We start from the raw sequence: 15,637 nt of genomic DNA on the forward strand, positions 1-15,637 counted from the left end.
ATGACTAAATTATTGAGAATATTTAAAGCTAGTTTTCTGCCACTGGTTATGCTTGCAACTATGATCAGCCTGGTCGCTGATGAATGGGAAAAAACCATTTTTTTCTTGGTCATTTATACGGTTAGCTTAACAGGTGATCGGTTGAAGGACATGAAAGATAGTATTGATCGTGTCTATTTCATTCTATACAAAAATGGGGACTGGCGAAATGAGTGATCAGTTGAAAGAATTAGAAGAGCAGCTTTTAATCGGTCAATTTGAAAGACAATTCGGCTTTTCTCCTTTTGTGGAGAATACGAAAATTTTGACGGATGAAGCAAAAGAAATTCTAGGGAAACATAAAATCGAATATATAAACGACCGTTGCGAACCATTACAGGTTGAAGGGGTCACGGGCTTTGTTCGCAGCTTTGATGGGGTTGTTTTTAAGGAGGTACAGAAGAGTGATTGAGTTTTTCATGCCTATGGCCAAAGTGCCAACCACTACACACCAGCAGAAGCAAATCAATGTTCAAATGACGATAAAGACTGGAAAGCCCCATTTTTATGAGCCAGCGGATCTGCAGGCTGCACGTGCAAAGTTTATGGCTCACCTTGGGCAGCATGTACCAGATAAAAAGCTGACTGGTCCGCTTAGACTAACAGTAAAATGGTGTTTCCCTATTACTGAAAATCATAAGGATGGCGAATGGAAAGACACGAAGCCAGATACCGGTAACTCAAATAAATTGCTTGAAGATTGTATGGAAGACCTGGGCTATTTCAAAAATGATGCTCAAATATCCAGTTCAATTACTGAGAAATTTTGGTCGAAAATACCAGGAATTTATATCAAGCTGGAGCAGCTATCATGAATTACAGGGCATTTTTTCAAGACGTGACAGCCTGGATGGACCAGATCAATGAGGTAGTACAACGCCATTCGATTTTCACCGATGAATACTGGGATCATGTTGTGAAGTCTGCCGGAGAGCTTTGCAACAAGTACGGCAATCATGAGCTGGTAAAGCAGCAAATGAGCATGCTGATCGGGTACCTGGATCAACAATATAGAAAGGCGAAGGGGGGAGACGATGAAACGAATGCACAAAAACGGGTTTGAGAAGGTTCGGGATCTCATGTTTGAATATCCGTATTTTGATGATCACTTGCGAAAGCTTGGGGACGATGATGCCGAGGTGGCCATAAAAATTATTTATACAAAAGATGCCATTAAGGGCTGCCTGGATAATGAACTGGATGAAAACCTCAAGCGATTTATTGAATGCTATTACTTCAAGCGGTACAGTATGAATAAATCTTTGAATGAGGCACATTATTCATGGTCCTCTATTAAGCGAAAGCGGAAAGCCTTTTTCAAAAAGGTAGCCCAGGAGTTAAGCATTTACTGGGAATAAATGTTGAGCCTTTTTCACTCAACTTTCATGATATAAAGGGTATATGGTAGATGCGTTTTGCTGAAGCCATATACTCCTTTTTTGTTTTGGTACTTTTACACAACTGATTCATTTATACTCCTTTTTCCCTTTGTGCCGTCATTAATTTGGCGGTGCATTTTACATAGTTACAAGAATAGAGGTGAGACGATGGCATTAACGGAAAAACAGCAGCGGTTCTGCGATTTTTACATTATATCGGGAAACGCTAAACAGGCAGCTGTCGAAGCTGGATATAGCCCGAAAACGGCTTACTCGATTGGAAACGAAAACCTGAATAAACCTGATTTGAAAACATATATAGCTGAACAACTCGAGAAAATGCACAATAAACGCACTGCAGATGGTCAAGAGGTCTTAGAGTACCTAACGGCTGTAATGAGAGGGGAACAGACTGAACAAACTCTCGTGGGCCTAGGAGAAGGTGCACAGGGCGTTACAGAAATAGAGGTCGGAGCCAAAGACCGGCTTAAAGCTGCTGAGTTACTGGGCAAACGTCATGCGTTGTTCACTGATAAAAAAGAGATTACCGGAGAAGTCGGGGTGACGTTTGTTGATGATGTCCCAACAGAAGACTAAACCGAAAATCATTATCAAAATGGCCGGAGCTTTAGGCAAAGGCTATAACCGGTTTTATCATAGCCGGAACTTTTACAGGGCTGTGAAGGGATCCCGTGGGTCCAAGAAATCCAAGAACACGGCACTGTGTTACATTCACGACATTTTAAAATATCCCTGGGCCAATCTGTTGGTGGTCCGGCGGTTCTCTAATACAAATAAACAATCCACCTATTCCGATTTGAAGTGGGCGTGTAACAGGCTGAAGGTTGCCCATCTATTCAAGTTCAATGAATCGCTGCCGGAGATCACTGTGAAAGCGACCGGGCAGAAGATTCTTTTTAGAGGATTGGACGACGAACTGAAAATCACTTCCATTTCTGTGGATATTGGTTTTCTATGTTGGGCATGGTTTGAAGAAGCTTATCAGATTGAAAGCAAAGAAAAATTTGACACGGTTGTCGAATCCATCCGGGGCGGGGTCGATGCACCAGAAGACTTTTACAAGCAAATAACTTTAACCTTTAACCCCTGGTCTGAAAATCACTGGCTGAAGAAAGAATTTTTTGACGAGGGAACGAAGCGGCCGGACACCTTTTCGACAACTACAACCTTCAGGGTGAACGAGTGGCTGACAGATGACGACAGAGAGCGTTATGAGCGTGTATTGGAAGTTGACCCCCAACGTGGCGCTGTCGTCGCTAACGGCGAATGGGGTATGACTGACGGCGTTGTTTATCCGAAGTGGAAAACATTCAGCGGTACACCGAAAGGCCTTGTCGAAGTGACCGGGCTTGACTGGGGGAATGATAATGGAGCGGGTGACCCAACCGCCATCGTAAAATTATGGATTGATCCAGAAAACATGAATTTATACGTGAAGCAGGTCGCTTATTCTAATACGCTTCAGCTGGAACAAATACCGGCGAAGCTTGAAAAAGGTGTAAAAATATACGCCGATACCAATATCGGGGTAGCTAACACATATTTAAAAAATCGAGGGTATAAAGTGAATCCGATGAAAACCGCCAAGCATAAAGGAAAAAGAGCGGACGGAATTGCAACGGTGAAGCTGTTTAATATCTATGTTCATGAAAATAGTCGGGACCTTATCGGAGAAATAAGCGGCTATGTTCAAGACGGTACAGAATATATTGGAAGTCACCATTTACTTGATGCCATGCGTTACGGCGTTCGTGGGTGGTACAACCAGGAAAGTAGAGGGAAGGTCTAATGGCAGACGTAAATTTTACAGATGAAAGCATGGACGAAGCACCAGAAAACGGCACGCCGATTGGACAGGCGACAAAAACCGGAGAGATTGCGGCAGCCGTGGCAGGAGAAGGCCGACGCTTTCCGTTCATGGATAGCAAGCAGGCAATGCAACGAAAGATCCGGGAAGCTATTCAGACAAAGAAAAAATTTAGCATGGAGGGAGCATATAAGCCCCACCGCTTTATTGTTACGGATGATTTAGAAAAGTATTTAAAAGAGAATACCGGCCAACTTTCTGTTAACCATTCATTTGGAATAAACAAATACGGCGTTTATGTCCCATTTGATAAAAAAGTGGTGAAGTTCTTCGCTTCAAGTATAAAATGGAATGTTAGTACCAGTTTGACATATAAAATATTAAAAAATACTTTAATGAAAGGCTATTGTCTTGTTTATTCAAATTCAGGGGTAAACAAAGAAACAGACTTCGAGCCTATCTTCAATACAAGCGATGAAGTGATCGCCTTAATTAATGATGATGGGGACATACTGACAGATGGCCGCCGCTATGTATACGAAGAAAAGAAGGGATATGTAGCCCAGGAGGAAAGCTTTTCTATTGAGTGGTACAAGCTTGTAAAAATTGATGAAATGAAGCCGGTATATGCGGATGCGGTCAACCTGATTAACGCTTATACTGACAGCCTAAACGATAACGGTTCAAGCTTAAAGGCGTTTGCTGAAAGTATTTTGACGATCACAGGCATTGACAGTTCCCAGGGGATCACGCCAGAACAGCTGCAAGCGATCGGCGAAGAAGCTATAAACGTATTGGCTTTTGAACACCAGATATCGGGGGACGGCACTTTCGGTTCAACCCCATCGGCGCAATTTATCGCCCCACCGTTGAACACCGAAGCCCGTGAGAAATGGTCGGATCGAATCAGAAAAGAAATTTATTCAACCCTAAACATGCCAGATTTTGAACAGGTAGCGGGGAATGTGTCTACTGATACGATAAGAATTTATCTATATGAAACTATTCAGCTGGCTAAGAGTTTGGCGGATGATGTGATCGACGTATTTAAAGAGATTCTAAACACCGAAGAACTTTCTTATGAGATCGAAACGCCTCAAAGTCCTAACGAAAATATGAAGGCACTGAACGACATTGATTATCTAAGCGATGAAACTAAAATCAGACTAGCTTTTCCTGAGTGGTCAGATGAACAAGTTTCTGCTGAGTTGTCAAGACTACAGAGTGCTAAGATTTCAGACAGCGACCCAGTAGCATTGGTAAACAGCTTCATAGGGAGTGAGTAGCTGTGGATAAATCGACAAAGAAGCAGCTTGCATTATTAGCCATTGCTTTGACTTTCAATGACAAATTAGATACTAAGCTGGTGGCTTTGATGGCCTTGTTAAACTTTTACGGAAACGACAAGAAAGATGATAAGACTATTCGGGAATCTATTCAGCAAATGATTAGTGCCGGTTCAGCGGATCCAGAAAAATTAGCCAGTGCAATTATTGAATGGGCAGTCCCTAAAAATAAATGGTATCCATTCGAAACACGCCAAAAGTTTGAAATCAAATTAAAGAAAGCTTTAGTGAGCGGATTGTTCAAAAATGATACCAGCGAAGCGTATAAAGTGGCAAAGCAGTTTTCCAGTAGTGTGAAGTTGTTTAATCGTATGCAAGTATTTGCTGAAGCGAATTACAACGTGCTGGATGCAGCGGTAGAAGGTGAGTACGGCAAAAGCGATCGGGGCGGGCTGGTCATTTGGCGGGCGCGTTCGCAGGCTGATGGTCTTTGTCAGAAATACAACAGGATGATAATGACGATCGAAGAGTTTAAAGAACGATATCCCGTGCATCACAATTGCATGTGTACGGCTGAGCTGATTCCGCCAACGATGAGTGATAAACGGATAAAGGATTTTCTACTTAAAAAACAACGGGAGGCTACAATATGACTGAAGAAGAAAAGAAAGAAATGGAAGCATTAAAAGCCGAAAAGGAAAAACTTGAAGAACAGCTAAAAGAAAAGAAATTTAGTCAAGCGGAATTGGATGCTGCAGTAGCCAAAAGAGTCGCTTCGGCTACAACTGAGCTGGATGCAAAAATTAAGCAGATTCAAGAGTCAAGCATGACTGAGCAGGAACTGGCCAAACAACGCCAAGCTGAAGAAGCTGCGAAGGCTCAGGAATACATTGCAGGGTTGGAACGCGAGACACGTGTGAATTATGCTCAATCTTTGTTGGCCACAAATGGGCTTCCGGCGGATCAACAGTTTGCAGAGGTATACGCTTCATTTGAGAAAGAAACAATCAAGCTGCAGATTGAGGCACAAGCGAAGTTAATTGCTGATGCAAAGCAGGCGGAAATCGATCGTCTGGCAAATGAGAATGCTCCTAAATCGAAACTTCCTATCAATCAAAGTGGAGGCAAACCGGCCAAACAAAACTATGTAGCTCCTCGAGACATTTTAGAATCACAAGGTTTTGTGTAAAGATTGAGCCTTTTTTGATCTACTTTCATGATATTGTACTAATGAAAAGTCGAATATTTCCTAGGCGATGTAATAGCGATGGGTGTGGAACTAGCGTTTGAGCGGGTAGAATACTGTGATAACGTGTGTCAGTTTTAAATATAAAGAGTAATGAGTGGTGCATTACCAATGGCGAGAGCTTGCGATGTGTGTTTCTCTAGGGACCGGCCGGGTAGAATACTGAAAGGGACCGTACGAAATGTATTTGGTAAAAGCTGATAATGTGAAATAAACTACCAATGTTACAAAGTTTATGTGCTTATGCGGGTAGAATACTGCAGCAGCATGGATAGATAGCGTATTTAGATACGTTGTTTAGCCATGCTGCTTTTTTTATTTGAATAATCGGCTTAAATAAAAAAAGAAAGAGGGTAAATTAAATGCCTTATCCAATAATTGGTGATAACGAATTAATTTCAACAGACGATGGTGGATATAAATTTTTACTGAACGGAGAAACAAATTACAATTCTCGTGCTTTGACGCTAGGCAAAATTGTTGAGCCTACTGACGAAAGTGGACTAGTTAAATTGAAAGGTCGCGGAGATATTGAAGCGTATTCTGTATTGAGTAACCAATATATTCCGCTAACAACTCGTGATGATGTAACGGGATTACTGGACTTACACGGATATGCTACACGTGAGTATACAGACGGTTTAAGCTACAAACTTTCTGGCGGACTTGTATTGTCCAGCGCTTCTCATTACCGCAGAGCGATCAACAAAAAATTTGACCAGCAGGCGATTTTTGGTATCGACGAAGACCCAGTTTTTAACTTGCAGGGTACTTTACGAGATCCGAATTCAGTATTTGCACGTTCTGTAAAAAATACTAATACAGGGACCACCGATCAATTAGGAGCCATTATGGAACTAGTCGACGAAATTTCTGATGCAGGGGGTCAACCAACTGTTATGCTTCAAAGTTTGAGAATGTTCGAGTTCAATAACTTTACTACGTTGATTCCGGGCGAAGTTTGGTCTCATGCCATGAGTGATGCTTTATTTGTAAAAATGCCTGGCATGAGGGATCTGGCAAGAATGACAGGTTTCACGCCTGCTGCCGGAGAACAACCTTTTATCGTGTTTGATCGTAGTCGCTTGTTTGTTTCAAGATTGGGCGATGTCGAGTTACAAGTTTCTAATTCTGCATACGATGCTCATGAAGGTTTTACAGGAAATACAGGACCTGGTGCCTACAACAGTCCGGCAAATTCTACAGGCGTTTCTTACTGGACCAATGACAAAATCGGGGCGCGTGCGATTGCTTACATGGACTATGCGTTTATTGATAACGGTAGCGAGTTAGCCTTTACTAACTTATCCGATTTTACTCCAGCGCCCTAACGGTGCTCGTTTTGATGAAACGAGTTACGACGTTGATAAATTTAATTGAAAGGACTAAAACGACATGGTATTAAAAACAACCGCTTTAGATATTACAGGAATCTTACCAAATGATTCGGCGTTCTTTTTCCGGATCTATTCTATGAGAAACGCTATGCCAGCTTATCGCTTGGAAATGGTAAGCGACTTTGGCTATAGCTACGAAAAAGGAACAAACAGTACGACGACACGAACAACCAGGGGCGTTCGCAGCGTAACAACACGAAACGGAGACGACACGAAAGAGCTAACCTTCACGACGTCCGAAACCGTTTCGGTTGAAGCACATGAATTACTTGAGTGGGCTTTTAGAAACAATGAGCTAGTGGAGATCTGGGAAGTTACGCCAACAGTGACCAGCGACGGCCTGACAATCCTTGATAACAACGGCACACCGGTACCAGCCGGCTGGATGCCTGACAAGTATTTTGTTGGATCAATCACTAGTGATAGCTATAGCAATAATGCTGGTGATGACTCCAGGACACATGAATGGGGAATAGCTTTAGAAGCAATGCATGATAAATCGTGGGTCGAGCCAATCGAGTGGATTATTTCTGACACAGAAACATATCCGAACGCTTCGCTTAAACCGTATACAGACACTGACAATCCAACAAATACAGTTAGAGATCAGAATGTGGGCGAAGAGGCAGAGCCGAGTAATGACGATACGCAGTATGCCTATCCTCTGGATACGACGCCTCCAGAGCCAGAATAAAACTTTTTTAGGGGTGTGGCGATCTGCTTACCCCTAAAATTTATTGAAAGGAGAATACCACATGGCTACACCAAGTAAAACACGTTCACAGATTTTGAACGGCTGGGGCACTGCTGATAGTGGGCCGATCAATCCGCAGGAAACTATTTTTTCTGCTAATATCAGGGCTTTAATTGAGTCTACTAAATGGGTTGACGAAGGCATAGATTCCATTTCCACAAATGCTGAGAATGACATTTTAACTGTCACTTATTCGAATGGTTCGATTCAAACAATCGCCTTATCTAAATACGTTGAAACAGTGACTATTGATGATGGTGTATTGACGTTTAGGGATGTGAGCGGCAACGTGTTAGCACAATCGCCTAAGTTCGCCACGGCTTCGCAATTGGAAGCAGAGGCAGCAATTAGAGAGAGCGCTGATGAAACGCTGCAATCCAATTTGGATTCTGAAGCTTTGACAAGGCAGAACATTGATACTCAGCTGCAAACAAATATTGATATTGAGAAAAATGCACGTATTGACCAGGACACAGCAATACGAACAGATTTGTCTAAAGAAGTAGCGGACCGTGAAGCGGCTGACGATATTCTACAAGCAAACATTTTGAGAGAAGAAACAGAGCGCGAAGCCGCCGATAATGATCTCCATTCAGAATTAAATGAAGAAAAATTAGCACGGCAAAACGGCGATAACGCAGAAGCGGCAAGTAGATCTCAGGCAGATGTCATTCTCCAGACGAATATTGATTCAGAAGAATCAGAGCGTATCTCAGAAGATGCTGCCATTCGTTTAGATTTAGCTGCAGAAGAGACTGCTCGAACAGCTGGTGACGATAACTTGCAGAATCAAATTGATACATTCCAGACCGATTTAGATGCAGAGGAAGCGGCGAGAATCGCGGGAGATGCAGCCCTTCAATCCGAATTAGAACGAGTTGAAGCGGATTTGACTACTGAAACGAGCGATAGGGTTGCGGGTGATGAAACGCTTCAAAACGGTATTGATACTATCAACAGCACGCTATCCTCATACAGCGATCGCTTAGACAAGATCGAGGCGAAAACTCAAGCGATTGTGTTCAGCTTTGACGAAACTGAAGACTATAGTGTCGACTTCGATGAAGTCTCTTTCATTCTAAAACCTAACGGCGGCGCGATCGGCGGTAATCCTACGTGGGAAATGTTCGTTAGAAACGATACCGAAGAAAATTTAGGGGTGGGGTTCGCTGGATATTATGAATATAGCAGCGCCGGTGCTCAAAGAAAATCTGTATATGAAGTGCTTGCAAGTGGAGCTGAAACTGTCAGCTTTGATGCTGATAACGCTGGTCTGGGCTACGGTACAGCAAACTCGCTAGGAACAATCAATTTCAATGTATCCACGTCTTTAGGCAGTGTTTTCAGGGTATTAGTCACTTGTCCATCATTTTTAACCTCCGGAGATAAGAACGTAACTTTTACTGTGCAAAGAATTAGTGATGTGATTGTCTCATGAGCGAACAAATTCTCGTGACTATTATCACTGTCGCCGGAACAGTTCTTGTTGCTTTCGTCACAGCTGTGCAGTCTGGCAATAAAAAAATATTGGACAGGCTAGGGGCTTTTGATGAACAGCTGGAGGGTATTGATGCTAGAGTCGAAAACGTTACTGACGATTTAAAAGAAATAAAAAGAAGCAATCTGCAAGCTACAATTTTTCGCTTGATTGAAAAAGCCCATCAGGATAAAAAAATTAGTGATAACGATTTGAGTGAATTATTCAAAGCCTATGACGAATACAAGGGCCATGGTTGGAACTCACATACAACTGTGAGGGTTCGGAAGTTTGAAGAAGATTTGAGTAAAGGAGTGATAAGTCTTGATGAAAAACGTATCAAATGAACGCTTATTGTCATTAGTGACGGGGACTTTATCGGCAGGTGTGATTTTATACATTAGTTTAGCCGGTGTATTCAATTGGCCATACGCTGAAGAAGTCCAGAAGGTTGGCGGGATCGTTGCTATCTTCGTCAATTCAATGTTTGCCGTTTGGACTGGTGTAAAGGTAGGTGGCGACCATGGACGAGATCCAAGCGATTAATTATGCAGAGGTTCGTGCTGAACTTCTGACATTGACCGGGGTTTCTGATGAAGAGGGTGCCGATGATCAACTGGAACAAGCTTACAAGCTGGCCAGCGGGTACCTGTATTCATTAATAGCCGGTGAAGAAGTTGACACCGTGAAATTTGAGGCTTTAGGCCGTATCGCACTGATTGAGAGTGCTGTGTATCGTTTCAATCGTTTAAGTGAAGAGGGAATGAGTTCCCGGACACAAGACGGTGAAAGTATCACCTGGGAAGCTGACCCATTGAGTAAATGGGAGGGCAAAATAAAAGACACAATCAAAAACAAGGTTATGCACTGGAAGCTGATTATGGCCAGCACACGGGATGACACAAACACAAGAATGGATCTAGGTTATCGTGTCCCTTTGTTGGCCAATGGCACCTGGTATTATACGAACATTCTTGGTGGTGGTTAATGTGGTTTATAATCAAACAATTTTTTATGAATCAGAGAAAACAACCTATGATCCGGCCACAGGCAATCATGGACCTAAAAAATATGATGTTCCTTATCTTCATGTTGATATCCGCTGGAGATCAACCGGAGGGCTGGACGGATCCGGAACAGAATTTGAATACCGGGAATTTATCAGTGTGAAGTCGCAGCGGCCGATCCCTTTTAAGATGATGAAATGGGGCGATACTATTTTCAAACCAATCAAAGGATCTTATAAAAAAGTGGAGCGTGGCCGGGGCAGAAAATGGCATTCGTGCCAGTTCATGGAGGTAAAACATGGCTCAACGGAATTGGGAACATAACCCGTTATTTTTCTACAATGCAATTCGTGCAGCTGTTGAAAGCAGTGGATTATCCATTGCTGAATCTCCTGAAACTTACGAAGGTGAGTTGCCCTATGCCTGGATAGATCAAATAAATTTTGACCGAACCCAGGTTGCTGTGCGTAGCAGCCGACAAGGTGACGTTTACGACTATTCAGCTGTGGTTCATGTGTTTTTCCCTTGGGACAAGCAAGGCGACATGCTGCAGGCTGTATGGGCGATTGATGGAGCTGTTCAGCAGTCAATCAGATGTGATTTAAATTATCGAATTATCAGAGAACAGGATGGCACCATTCATTGCCTGTTAAATATCAAATAATAGAGGAGAATGACAAATGGCATTTACAAAAGAAATCAAAGGTAAAACAGTAATCTTCGCAAAGAGCGCAAAGTTCTTCAATGTGCTAAATAAAATTTTTACGTTATCAGTAGAGCGTGACATGGATGGACAGAAAATGGCGATGCAAATGCCGGGGGCTGATATGGCCATTGAGCAGTTTAAAGGATTGTTTGAAGCGGATAAAGAGGTAGAACGAGAAACACTTGAGTATCACTTGGGCATGGTTGGCTATGCCTTGCAATTTAAGATGGACCGAGACGAGTTTTTTGACTGGTTGGCCAATCTGGATAATTCCGATCTAGTTGAATTCGCCAAAAAGGTAAAAGAAGAACTAGACACAAAAAAGTTGATCAGTCTGTAAGGAAAACTGACGAGGTACGATTGTTCATTAATTCAATCGTGCCTGTTTTTCTAGGCGATTGTTTGTTGGATGACGAGGACGAGGTGGCTGAGTATCTGAGCGTCGTCACAGGGTACAGCTATGAAGAAATCATAAACGCTGACGAATTATTTATAAAACGTCTTAACGCTCGACTGTTGACCTTGAATTTTAAAGAGCGGATTCATGTGGCCACACAGTCGCTTTTAACGGCAATAGCTGACAAGAAGAGAGCCGGAAAAAAATCAAAGCCTTTTTCAGTCGAAGAATTACTAGAATTCCAAGGAATCAATCGAACAGACTTTGTAGCAACTAAAAAACTTTATGAACAGCTAACCACAGATGTTACTGAGGAAAAGCAGTTGAAGCAACAAAAAATAAAGAAAACAGAAAAAAAGAATACTGTGAAAGCTTCGTTGAGAGAGAGGTTGGTGAAGTGGCGTGGACTGGATAAGCGCATTTAATGCTGAACGTGATGCACTCTATGACAAAATAAACGACAGTTTAGAAGTGCAGTTGCGAAATTCCGTTACACTCTCTCCTGTCGACACCGGCGAACTGCAGCGTAGTTGGAAGCTTACAAGAAATAGCAAGAACTCATGGACAGTCAAGAATACGTGTAACCATGCTATTTTCCAAGAGTTCGGCACTTACAAACAAGCTGGACGCGAGATGTGGGGATTGCGTAGCGGTCGCTGGGTCGTTGAAGTTGTAGGACGTATAAGGTAGGTGATAGATAAATGGCTTCGCAAGGTCAATTAGAATTAGAAATAAATGCTAACGGTGGCGAACTAGATGCTATTGAACGGCAAATGCTCAAAATGATGCAGGCGGCGGCCAAAGGCATGAATATAAAGGCGGATGGTTCGGGCGCTATGGCTGTGATAAATAAGCTTGATGGAGCCTTAACAAATATGGCCAAAACTGCAGCTAGTATTACTTTTAAAGGGCTGGCGGTTGGCGGGGCTGCAGCAGTCGGCGGGTTAATGGCTAGCGTAAAAGCCGCCGGAGAATTAGAACAACAGATAGGTGGTTCTGAAGCTGTTTTTGGAGAATTTGCTAACACAATTCAAAAACAAGGAGCGGAAGCCTACAACAAGCTTGGTTTAAGTCAAAGTGCGTATTTACAGACCGCAAACAAAATGGGGGCCTTGATGAAAGGTTCAGGAATTGAAGGGGCACAAGGTGTAGAGCTAACTACTAAGGCGATGCAAAGAGCTGCTGACGTGGCCTCTATCATGGGCGTCGATGTTGATGCGGCGATGGAATCAGTTGCCGGAGCCGCTAAAGGTAACTTTACTATGATGGATAACTTAGGGGTGGCCATTGATGATACAAAGTTAAATTATTATGCATTAGAAAAAGGCATAGGTAAGACAACTAAAGAAATGACCCAGGCGGAAAAAGTAACTTTGGCCATGGAGATGTTTCTGGATAAATCTTCATATGCTGCCGGAAACTATGCAAAAGAAAATGCGACACTAGCCGGTAGTTTCCAAACGTTGAAAGGTGCATTTGGTAATTTCCTAGCGACCGGCGAGGGAATAGATGCGGTAGTAGAAAGCGCCCTGAATTTTGGCGGTATCGCTATGAAAATGGCTGCTGAGTTAGCACCGAAACTTGCTAAAGGTTTAATGAAAGCTTTTGATACGATTAAGCCCATGATTCCAGGATTACTTGCAGATGCTTTAGGAAATTTAGCCAAAGTTGCTGATAGTATTTTTGGTACAAATTTCTTTAGCTCAATTCCTAAGAATATTGAAAAGGCAGTAAAAGAAGGGGCTAAACTTTTAGATAGTCTTTTCGGTACAGATTTTAGCAGTAAGTTTGGTGATTTCAAGTTAAAAATGCCGGATTTTGATTCGTTGGTAAACGGAGCGAAAAAAGTCGGTTTAGCTTTTGTAGCAATGTTCGCAGTTGTCAAAGGGTTAAAATTTGCATCAGTATTAAAAGGAATGGGAAACCCTTTGAAAAGTTTAGGCAGTCAAGCATCGTCAACAGGTAGCGCTATGACTGGTGCGTTTAAAGGAGCGTTCAATATCCAAGCGGCGGCAGGATTTGCCATCGTAATTGCTACTGTGACGGTGGCCATTATTGCATTAGCAGCTGCTAGGGATATGGTCATTCCGTTTCTTGAAGGGTTAGCGGGAGTTGTTGTGAAGTTGGCGGGAGTGTTTCCGGTGTTAGCCACAGCCCTTTCTATGCTGTCGCCTTTGGTAATCGCATTCGGTCAAGCATTCGCTATAGTTATTGCAGCAGTAGCAGATGCAGCAGCTAAGTTGATTCCAGTTTTGACTAAGGCCTTTACAACAATTGTGCCGATAATCTCGGAAGCATTAGAAACGATTGTTCCGATTGTAGCCGAAGCCTTCGCAACAATGATGCCACATATCACAGAGTTTGCTGCAGTGGTCTTGCCCATTTTAACAGAGGCATTCAATCAGCTAGTTCAAATTATTGCAGATGCAATGGTTCAAATCAGCGCTGCTCTAGGAGATAATTTTGTTCAAATTGTTCAAATAGTATCGGATGGAGCTGTTCAATTAGTGGAAGCCTTTCAGCCGATTGGGGATAACATTCAGGCAATTATTGAAGCACTGGCACCTGTGATTGAATCACTTGGGAATAATATCCAATCCATCGTTGAGGTTATAGCACCTGTGATTTCTGAAATTATTGAATTGTTTCAGAATTTACTGGATGAAATCACTCCTATTTTAGAGGGTATCGGTGACGTGATCGAGGAAATAGGCGATGCAATTGTGGCAGTTGTTGACAGCATTTCCAGCGGTATTTCAGGAATTTTGGATAGCATTGCGGGTATTTTTGAATCAATGGGTAATGCAGCTTTGAACGCCGGAAAAGGCATCGAAAAAATGGCGAACGGAATAAAAACCCTAGTTGATTTAAAACTGGGAGACTTGGTCGGGACATTAGCAGCAGTCGGCAATGCTTTGGGAGATTTTGCTAAACATTCGGGCGCTATGGAAAAACTAGGAAGCGGAATGAAAAAACTTGCTGATTCAATCACGACGATTCAGACTGCAGCAGCAAGTTTAGGCGTTAGCATGCTGATAGTGATGGCTTCATTTACGGGAATTGTCGGGATTGTACCTTCAATCACTTCAGCCTTAACTGAGCTGAAAACTCAGGTAGAAACCACGGCACCGGCGTTTACTACTTTTGCAGAAACGGCCCTGGCTTCAATGGCAACGCTGGCCGGAATTTCAGTATTTACCAGTATGGCTGTCAAAGCTTTTACTGAACTATCACAAGGGATCCTGTCAAGCACAATCGGTTTTATTACCTTGATGGCTATTATGTCCTCAATAACAAGCAGCGTAACCAGTTTTAATGCTTCGTTAAGTACTTTAGGGACTACCGTTTCTCATATCATTTCGATGTTGGGCAGCTTAGTTTCTATCTTTTCAAGCACGATAAGTATTGTTGGTTCTTTGGTTAGTGCTTTATCGAATTTGATTCACTTTATCGGGATAACTAAAAATAAAATCGAGAATTTGGCTAGTGCTTTTAGAATCTCTATGATTGCAATGGCGACTGCCACAATCACTGCTACCCAGATGATTATTGTAGCATTTAGAATAATGTCTGCTGCAGTTGTCGCAGTAGTTAGAGTGATGATAAGTCAGATACAAAGCCTGTTGAATAGTTTGCCAGGGATTTTTAGTTCGGCATTATCGGCAAGCGTTAGCGCGGTTAATGGATATCAGGGCGCGTTTAGAAGTGCCGGATCTAATTTAGGTGCGGCAATCGCTTCCGGAATTGCTTCTTCAGTTAATTCGATTATGTCAGTGATCGATAGAATCGCAAATCAAGCAAGCTCAAGAATTGCCTCAGCTGTGGCAGGGGCTAAAGCTCAAGCGAATGCTAGTGGTTTGGCGTATGGAACATATACTGATAGCATGCTGGTCTATGCCGGGATTGATAATAATCTAGCGGCTTCGCCGGTAAATATTATGAGTGCCAACCAAGCGAGTAGCAGAGTGGAAACGTCCAATAATGTCAATGTGGATGTATCAGGAACCTTTGAAGCGAGCAGTCAACCGGTAATCCTTCAAGTGGATGGTCAAACACTTGCACAAACGATTTTCAAACCGCTTATAAAATTGATGAATAAAGCGAAAACACGGAGGTAATGA

General features: G+C 42.6%; 21 protein-coding genes. All 21 read left to right on the forward strand.

The genetic code is table 11. The features are described 5' to 3' along the window. Window positions 1-216, forward strand: a complete 216-nt coding sequence (locus tag IW492_RS05815) for a hypothetical protein (protein WP_202066553.1) — start codon at window positions 1-3, stop codon at window positions 214-216. After that, window positions 209-451: a hypothetical protein gene (locus IW492_RS05820; protein WP_202066554.1), complete on the forward strand. Its 243-nt coding sequence runs from the start codon at window positions 209-211 to the stop codon at window positions 449-451. Before IW492_RS05815 ends, IW492_RS05820 begins: the two co-directional genes overlap by 8 nt. After that, window positions 444-854, forward strand: a complete 411-nt coding sequence (locus IW492_RS05825) for a RusA family crossover junction endodeoxyribonuclease (protein ID WP_202066558.1) — start codon at window positions 444-446, stop codon at window positions 852-854. The genes IW492_RS05820 and IW492_RS05825 overlap by 8 nt, the downstream gene beginning before the upstream one ends. Then, window positions 851-1,102, forward strand: a complete 252-nt coding sequence (locus tag IW492_RS05830; protein ID WP_202066560.1) for a hypothetical protein — start codon at window positions 851-853, stop codon at window positions 1,100-1,102. The genes IW492_RS05825 and IW492_RS05830 overlap by 4 nt, the downstream gene beginning before the upstream one ends. Next, window positions 1,074-1,397: a hypothetical protein gene (locus IW492_RS05835; RefSeq protein ID WP_202066562.1), complete on the forward strand. Its 324-nt coding sequence runs from the start codon at window positions 1,074-1,076 to the stop codon at window positions 1,395-1,397. Before IW492_RS05830 ends, IW492_RS05835 begins: the two co-directional genes overlap by 29 nt. Window positions 1,398-1,586: 189 nt before the next feature. Continuing rightward, a complete protein-coding gene (locus IW492_RS05840; RefSeq protein WP_202066564.1) occupies window positions 1,587-2,015 on the forward strand; it encodes a terminase small subunit in 429 nt (142 codons plus the stop codon). Then, window positions 1,996-3,228: a PBSX family phage terminase large subunit gene (locus IW492_RS05845; protein WP_202066708.1), complete on the forward strand. Its 1,233-nt coding sequence runs from the start codon at window positions 1,996-1,998 to the stop codon at window positions 3,226-3,228. Before IW492_RS05840 ends, IW492_RS05845 begins: the two co-directional genes overlap by 20 nt. After that, complete coding sequence (locus IW492_RS05850; protein WP_202066569.1) at window positions 3,228-4,532, forward strand: phage portal protein; 1,305 nt, start codon at window positions 3,228-3,230, stop codon at window positions 4,530-4,532. The genes IW492_RS05845 and IW492_RS05850 overlap by 1 nt, the downstream gene beginning before the upstream one ends. Window positions 4,533-4,534: 2 nt before the next feature. Further along, window positions 4,535-5,185: a hypothetical protein gene (locus IW492_RS05855; RefSeq protein ID WP_202066571.1), complete on the forward strand. Its 651-nt coding sequence runs from the start codon at window positions 4,535-4,537 to the stop codon at window positions 5,183-5,185. Next, the gene (locus IW492_RS05860; RefSeq protein ID WP_202066573.1) at window positions 5,182-5,721 is read left to right on the forward strand and encodes a hypothetical protein; all 540 of its coding nucleotides are present in this window, start codon (window positions 5,182-5,184) and stop codon (window positions 5,719-5,721) included. Before IW492_RS05855 ends, IW492_RS05860 begins: the two co-directional genes overlap by 4 nt. A 419-nt stretch (window positions 5,722-6,140) precedes the next feature. Continuing rightward, window positions 6,141-7,109, forward strand: a complete 969-nt coding sequence (locus tag IW492_RS05865; RefSeq protein ID WP_202066575.1) for a hypothetical protein — start codon at window positions 6,141-6,143, stop codon at window positions 7,107-7,109. Between the two features lie 391 nt (window positions 7,110-7,500). Further along, window positions 7,501-7,869, forward strand: a complete 369-nt coding sequence (locus IW492_RS05870; RefSeq protein WP_202066577.1) for a hypothetical protein — start codon at window positions 7,501-7,503, stop codon at window positions 7,867-7,869. A 61-nt stretch (window positions 7,870-7,930) separates the two neighbouring features. Next, window positions 7,931-9,367 carry a hypothetical protein gene (locus IW492_RS05875; protein ID WP_202066578.1) on the forward strand — a complete coding sequence of 479 codons (1,437 nt, stop codon included), beginning with the start codon at window positions 7,931-7,933 and terminating at the stop codon, window positions 9,365-9,367. Further along, window positions 9,364-9,753: a hypothetical protein gene (locus IW492_RS05880; RefSeq protein ID WP_202066581.1), complete on the forward strand. Its 390-nt coding sequence runs from the start codon at window positions 9,364-9,366 to the stop codon at window positions 9,751-9,753. The genes IW492_RS05875 and IW492_RS05880 overlap by 4 nt, the downstream gene beginning before the upstream one ends. After that, the gene (locus IW492_RS05885; protein ID WP_202066582.1) at window positions 9,734-9,952 is read left to right on the forward strand and encodes a hypothetical protein; all 219 of its coding nucleotides are present in this window, start codon (window positions 9,734-9,736) and stop codon (window positions 9,950-9,952) included. Before IW492_RS05880 ends, IW492_RS05885 begins: the two co-directional genes overlap by 20 nt. Next, window positions 9,930-10,394: a phage head-tail connector protein gene (locus IW492_RS05890; protein WP_202066584.1), complete on the forward strand. Its 465-nt coding sequence runs from the start codon at window positions 9,930-9,932 to the stop codon at window positions 10,392-10,394. Before IW492_RS05885 ends, IW492_RS05890 begins: the two co-directional genes overlap by 23 nt. Window position 10,395: 1 nt before the next feature. Continuing rightward, complete coding sequence (locus IW492_RS05895; RefSeq protein WP_202066586.1) at window positions 10,396-10,737, forward strand: hypothetical protein; 342 nt, start codon at window positions 10,396-10,398, stop codon at window positions 10,735-10,737. Next, complete coding sequence (locus tag IW492_RS05900) at window positions 10,712-11,077, forward strand: hypothetical protein (RefSeq protein WP_202066588.1); 366 nt, start codon at window positions 10,712-10,714, stop codon at window positions 11,075-11,077. Before IW492_RS05895 ends, IW492_RS05900 begins: the two co-directional genes overlap by 26 nt. Window positions 11,078-11,093: 16 nt before the next feature. Further along, on the forward strand, window positions 11,094-11,459 hold the full coding sequence (locus IW492_RS05905; protein WP_202066589.1) for a hypothetical protein: 366 nt from the start codon (window positions 11,094-11,096) through the stop codon (window positions 11,457-11,459). A 20-nt stretch (window positions 11,460-11,479) separates the two neighbouring features. Further along, window positions 11,480-11,941: a hypothetical protein gene (locus IW492_RS05910; RefSeq protein WP_202066591.1), complete on the forward strand. Its 462-nt coding sequence runs from the start codon at window positions 11,480-11,482 to the stop codon at window positions 11,939-11,941. Window positions 11,942-12,217: 276 nt separating this feature from the next. Beyond that, a complete protein-coding gene (locus IW492_RS05915; RefSeq protein WP_202066593.1) occupies window positions 12,218-15,634 on the forward strand; it encodes a phage tail protein in 3,417 nt (1,138 codons plus the stop codon). The last annotated feature ends 3 nt before the right edge of the window (window positions 15,635-15,637 follow it).

Origin of the sequence: Enterococcus sp. BWB1-3 (genome assembly GCF_016745275.1) — a bacterium.
In the GTDB taxonomy this organism is placed as follows: domain Bacteria; phylum Bacillota; class Bacilli; order Lactobacillales; family Enterococcaceae; genus Enterococcus_L.

What these genes read in the sequence shown, in the direction of transcription:
- IW492_RS05815 (WP_202066553.1), top strand. Translation starts at nt 1, where the DNA reads ATGACTAAATTATTGAGAATATTTAAAGCTAGTTTTCTGCCACTGGTT.
- IW492_RS05820 (WP_202066554.1), top strand. Translation starts at nt 209, where the DNA reads ATGAGTGATCAGTTGAAAGAATTAGAAGAGCAGCTTTTAATCGGTCAA.
- IW492_RS05830 (WP_202066560.1), top strand. Translation starts at nt 851, where the DNA reads ATGAATTACAGGGCATTTTTTCAAGACGTGACAGCCTGGATGGACCAG.
- IW492_RS05835 (WP_202066562.1), top strand. Translation starts at nt 1,074, where the DNA reads ATGAAACGAATGCACAAAAACGGGTTTGAGAAGGTTCGGGATCTCATG.
- IW492_RS05840 (WP_202066564.1), top strand. Translation starts at nt 1,587, where the DNA reads ATGGCATTAACGGAAAAACAGCAGCGGTTCTGCGATTTTTACATTATA.
- IW492_RS05845 (WP_202066708.1), top strand. Translation starts at nt 1,996, where the DNA reads ATGTCCCAACAGAAGACTAAACCGAAAATCATTATCAAAATGGCCGGA.
- IW492_RS05850 (WP_202066569.1), top strand. Translation starts at nt 3,228, where the DNA reads ATGGCAGACGTAAATTTTACAGATGAAAGCATGGACGAAGCACCAGAA.
- IW492_RS05860 (WP_202066573.1), top strand. Translation starts at nt 5,182, where the DNA reads ATGACTGAAGAAGAAAAGAAAGAAATGGAAGCATTAAAAGCCGAAAAG.
- IW492_RS05865 (WP_202066575.1), top strand. Translation starts at nt 6,141, where the DNA reads ATGCCTTATCCAATAATTGGTGATAACGAATTAATTTCAACAGACGAT.
- IW492_RS05875 (WP_202066578.1), top strand. Translation starts at nt 7,931, where the DNA reads ATGGCTACACCAAGTAAAACACGTTCACAGATTTTGAACGGCTGGGGC.
- IW492_RS05880 (WP_202066581.1), top strand. Translation starts at nt 9,364, where the DNA reads ATGAGCGAACAAATTCTCGTGACTATTATCACTGTCGCCGGAACAGTT.
- IW492_RS05885 (WP_202066582.1), top strand. Translation starts at nt 9,734, where the DNA reads ATGAAAAACGTATCAAATGAACGCTTATTGTCATTAGTGACGGGGACT.
- IW492_RS05890 (WP_202066584.1), top strand. Translation starts at nt 9,930, where the DNA reads ATGGACGAGATCCAAGCGATTAATTATGCAGAGGTTCGTGCTGAACTT.
- IW492_RS05900 (WP_202066588.1), top strand. Translation starts at nt 10,712, where the DNA reads ATGGCTCAACGGAATTGGGAACATAACCCGTTATTTTTCTACAATGCA.
- IW492_RS05905 (WP_202066589.1), top strand. Translation starts at nt 11,094, where the DNA reads ATGGCATTTACAAAAGAAATCAAAGGTAAAACAGTAATCTTCGCAAAG.
- IW492_RS05915 (WP_202066593.1), top strand. Translation starts at nt 12,218, where the DNA reads ATGGCTTCGCAAGGTCAATTAGAATTAGAAATAAATGCTAACGGTGGC.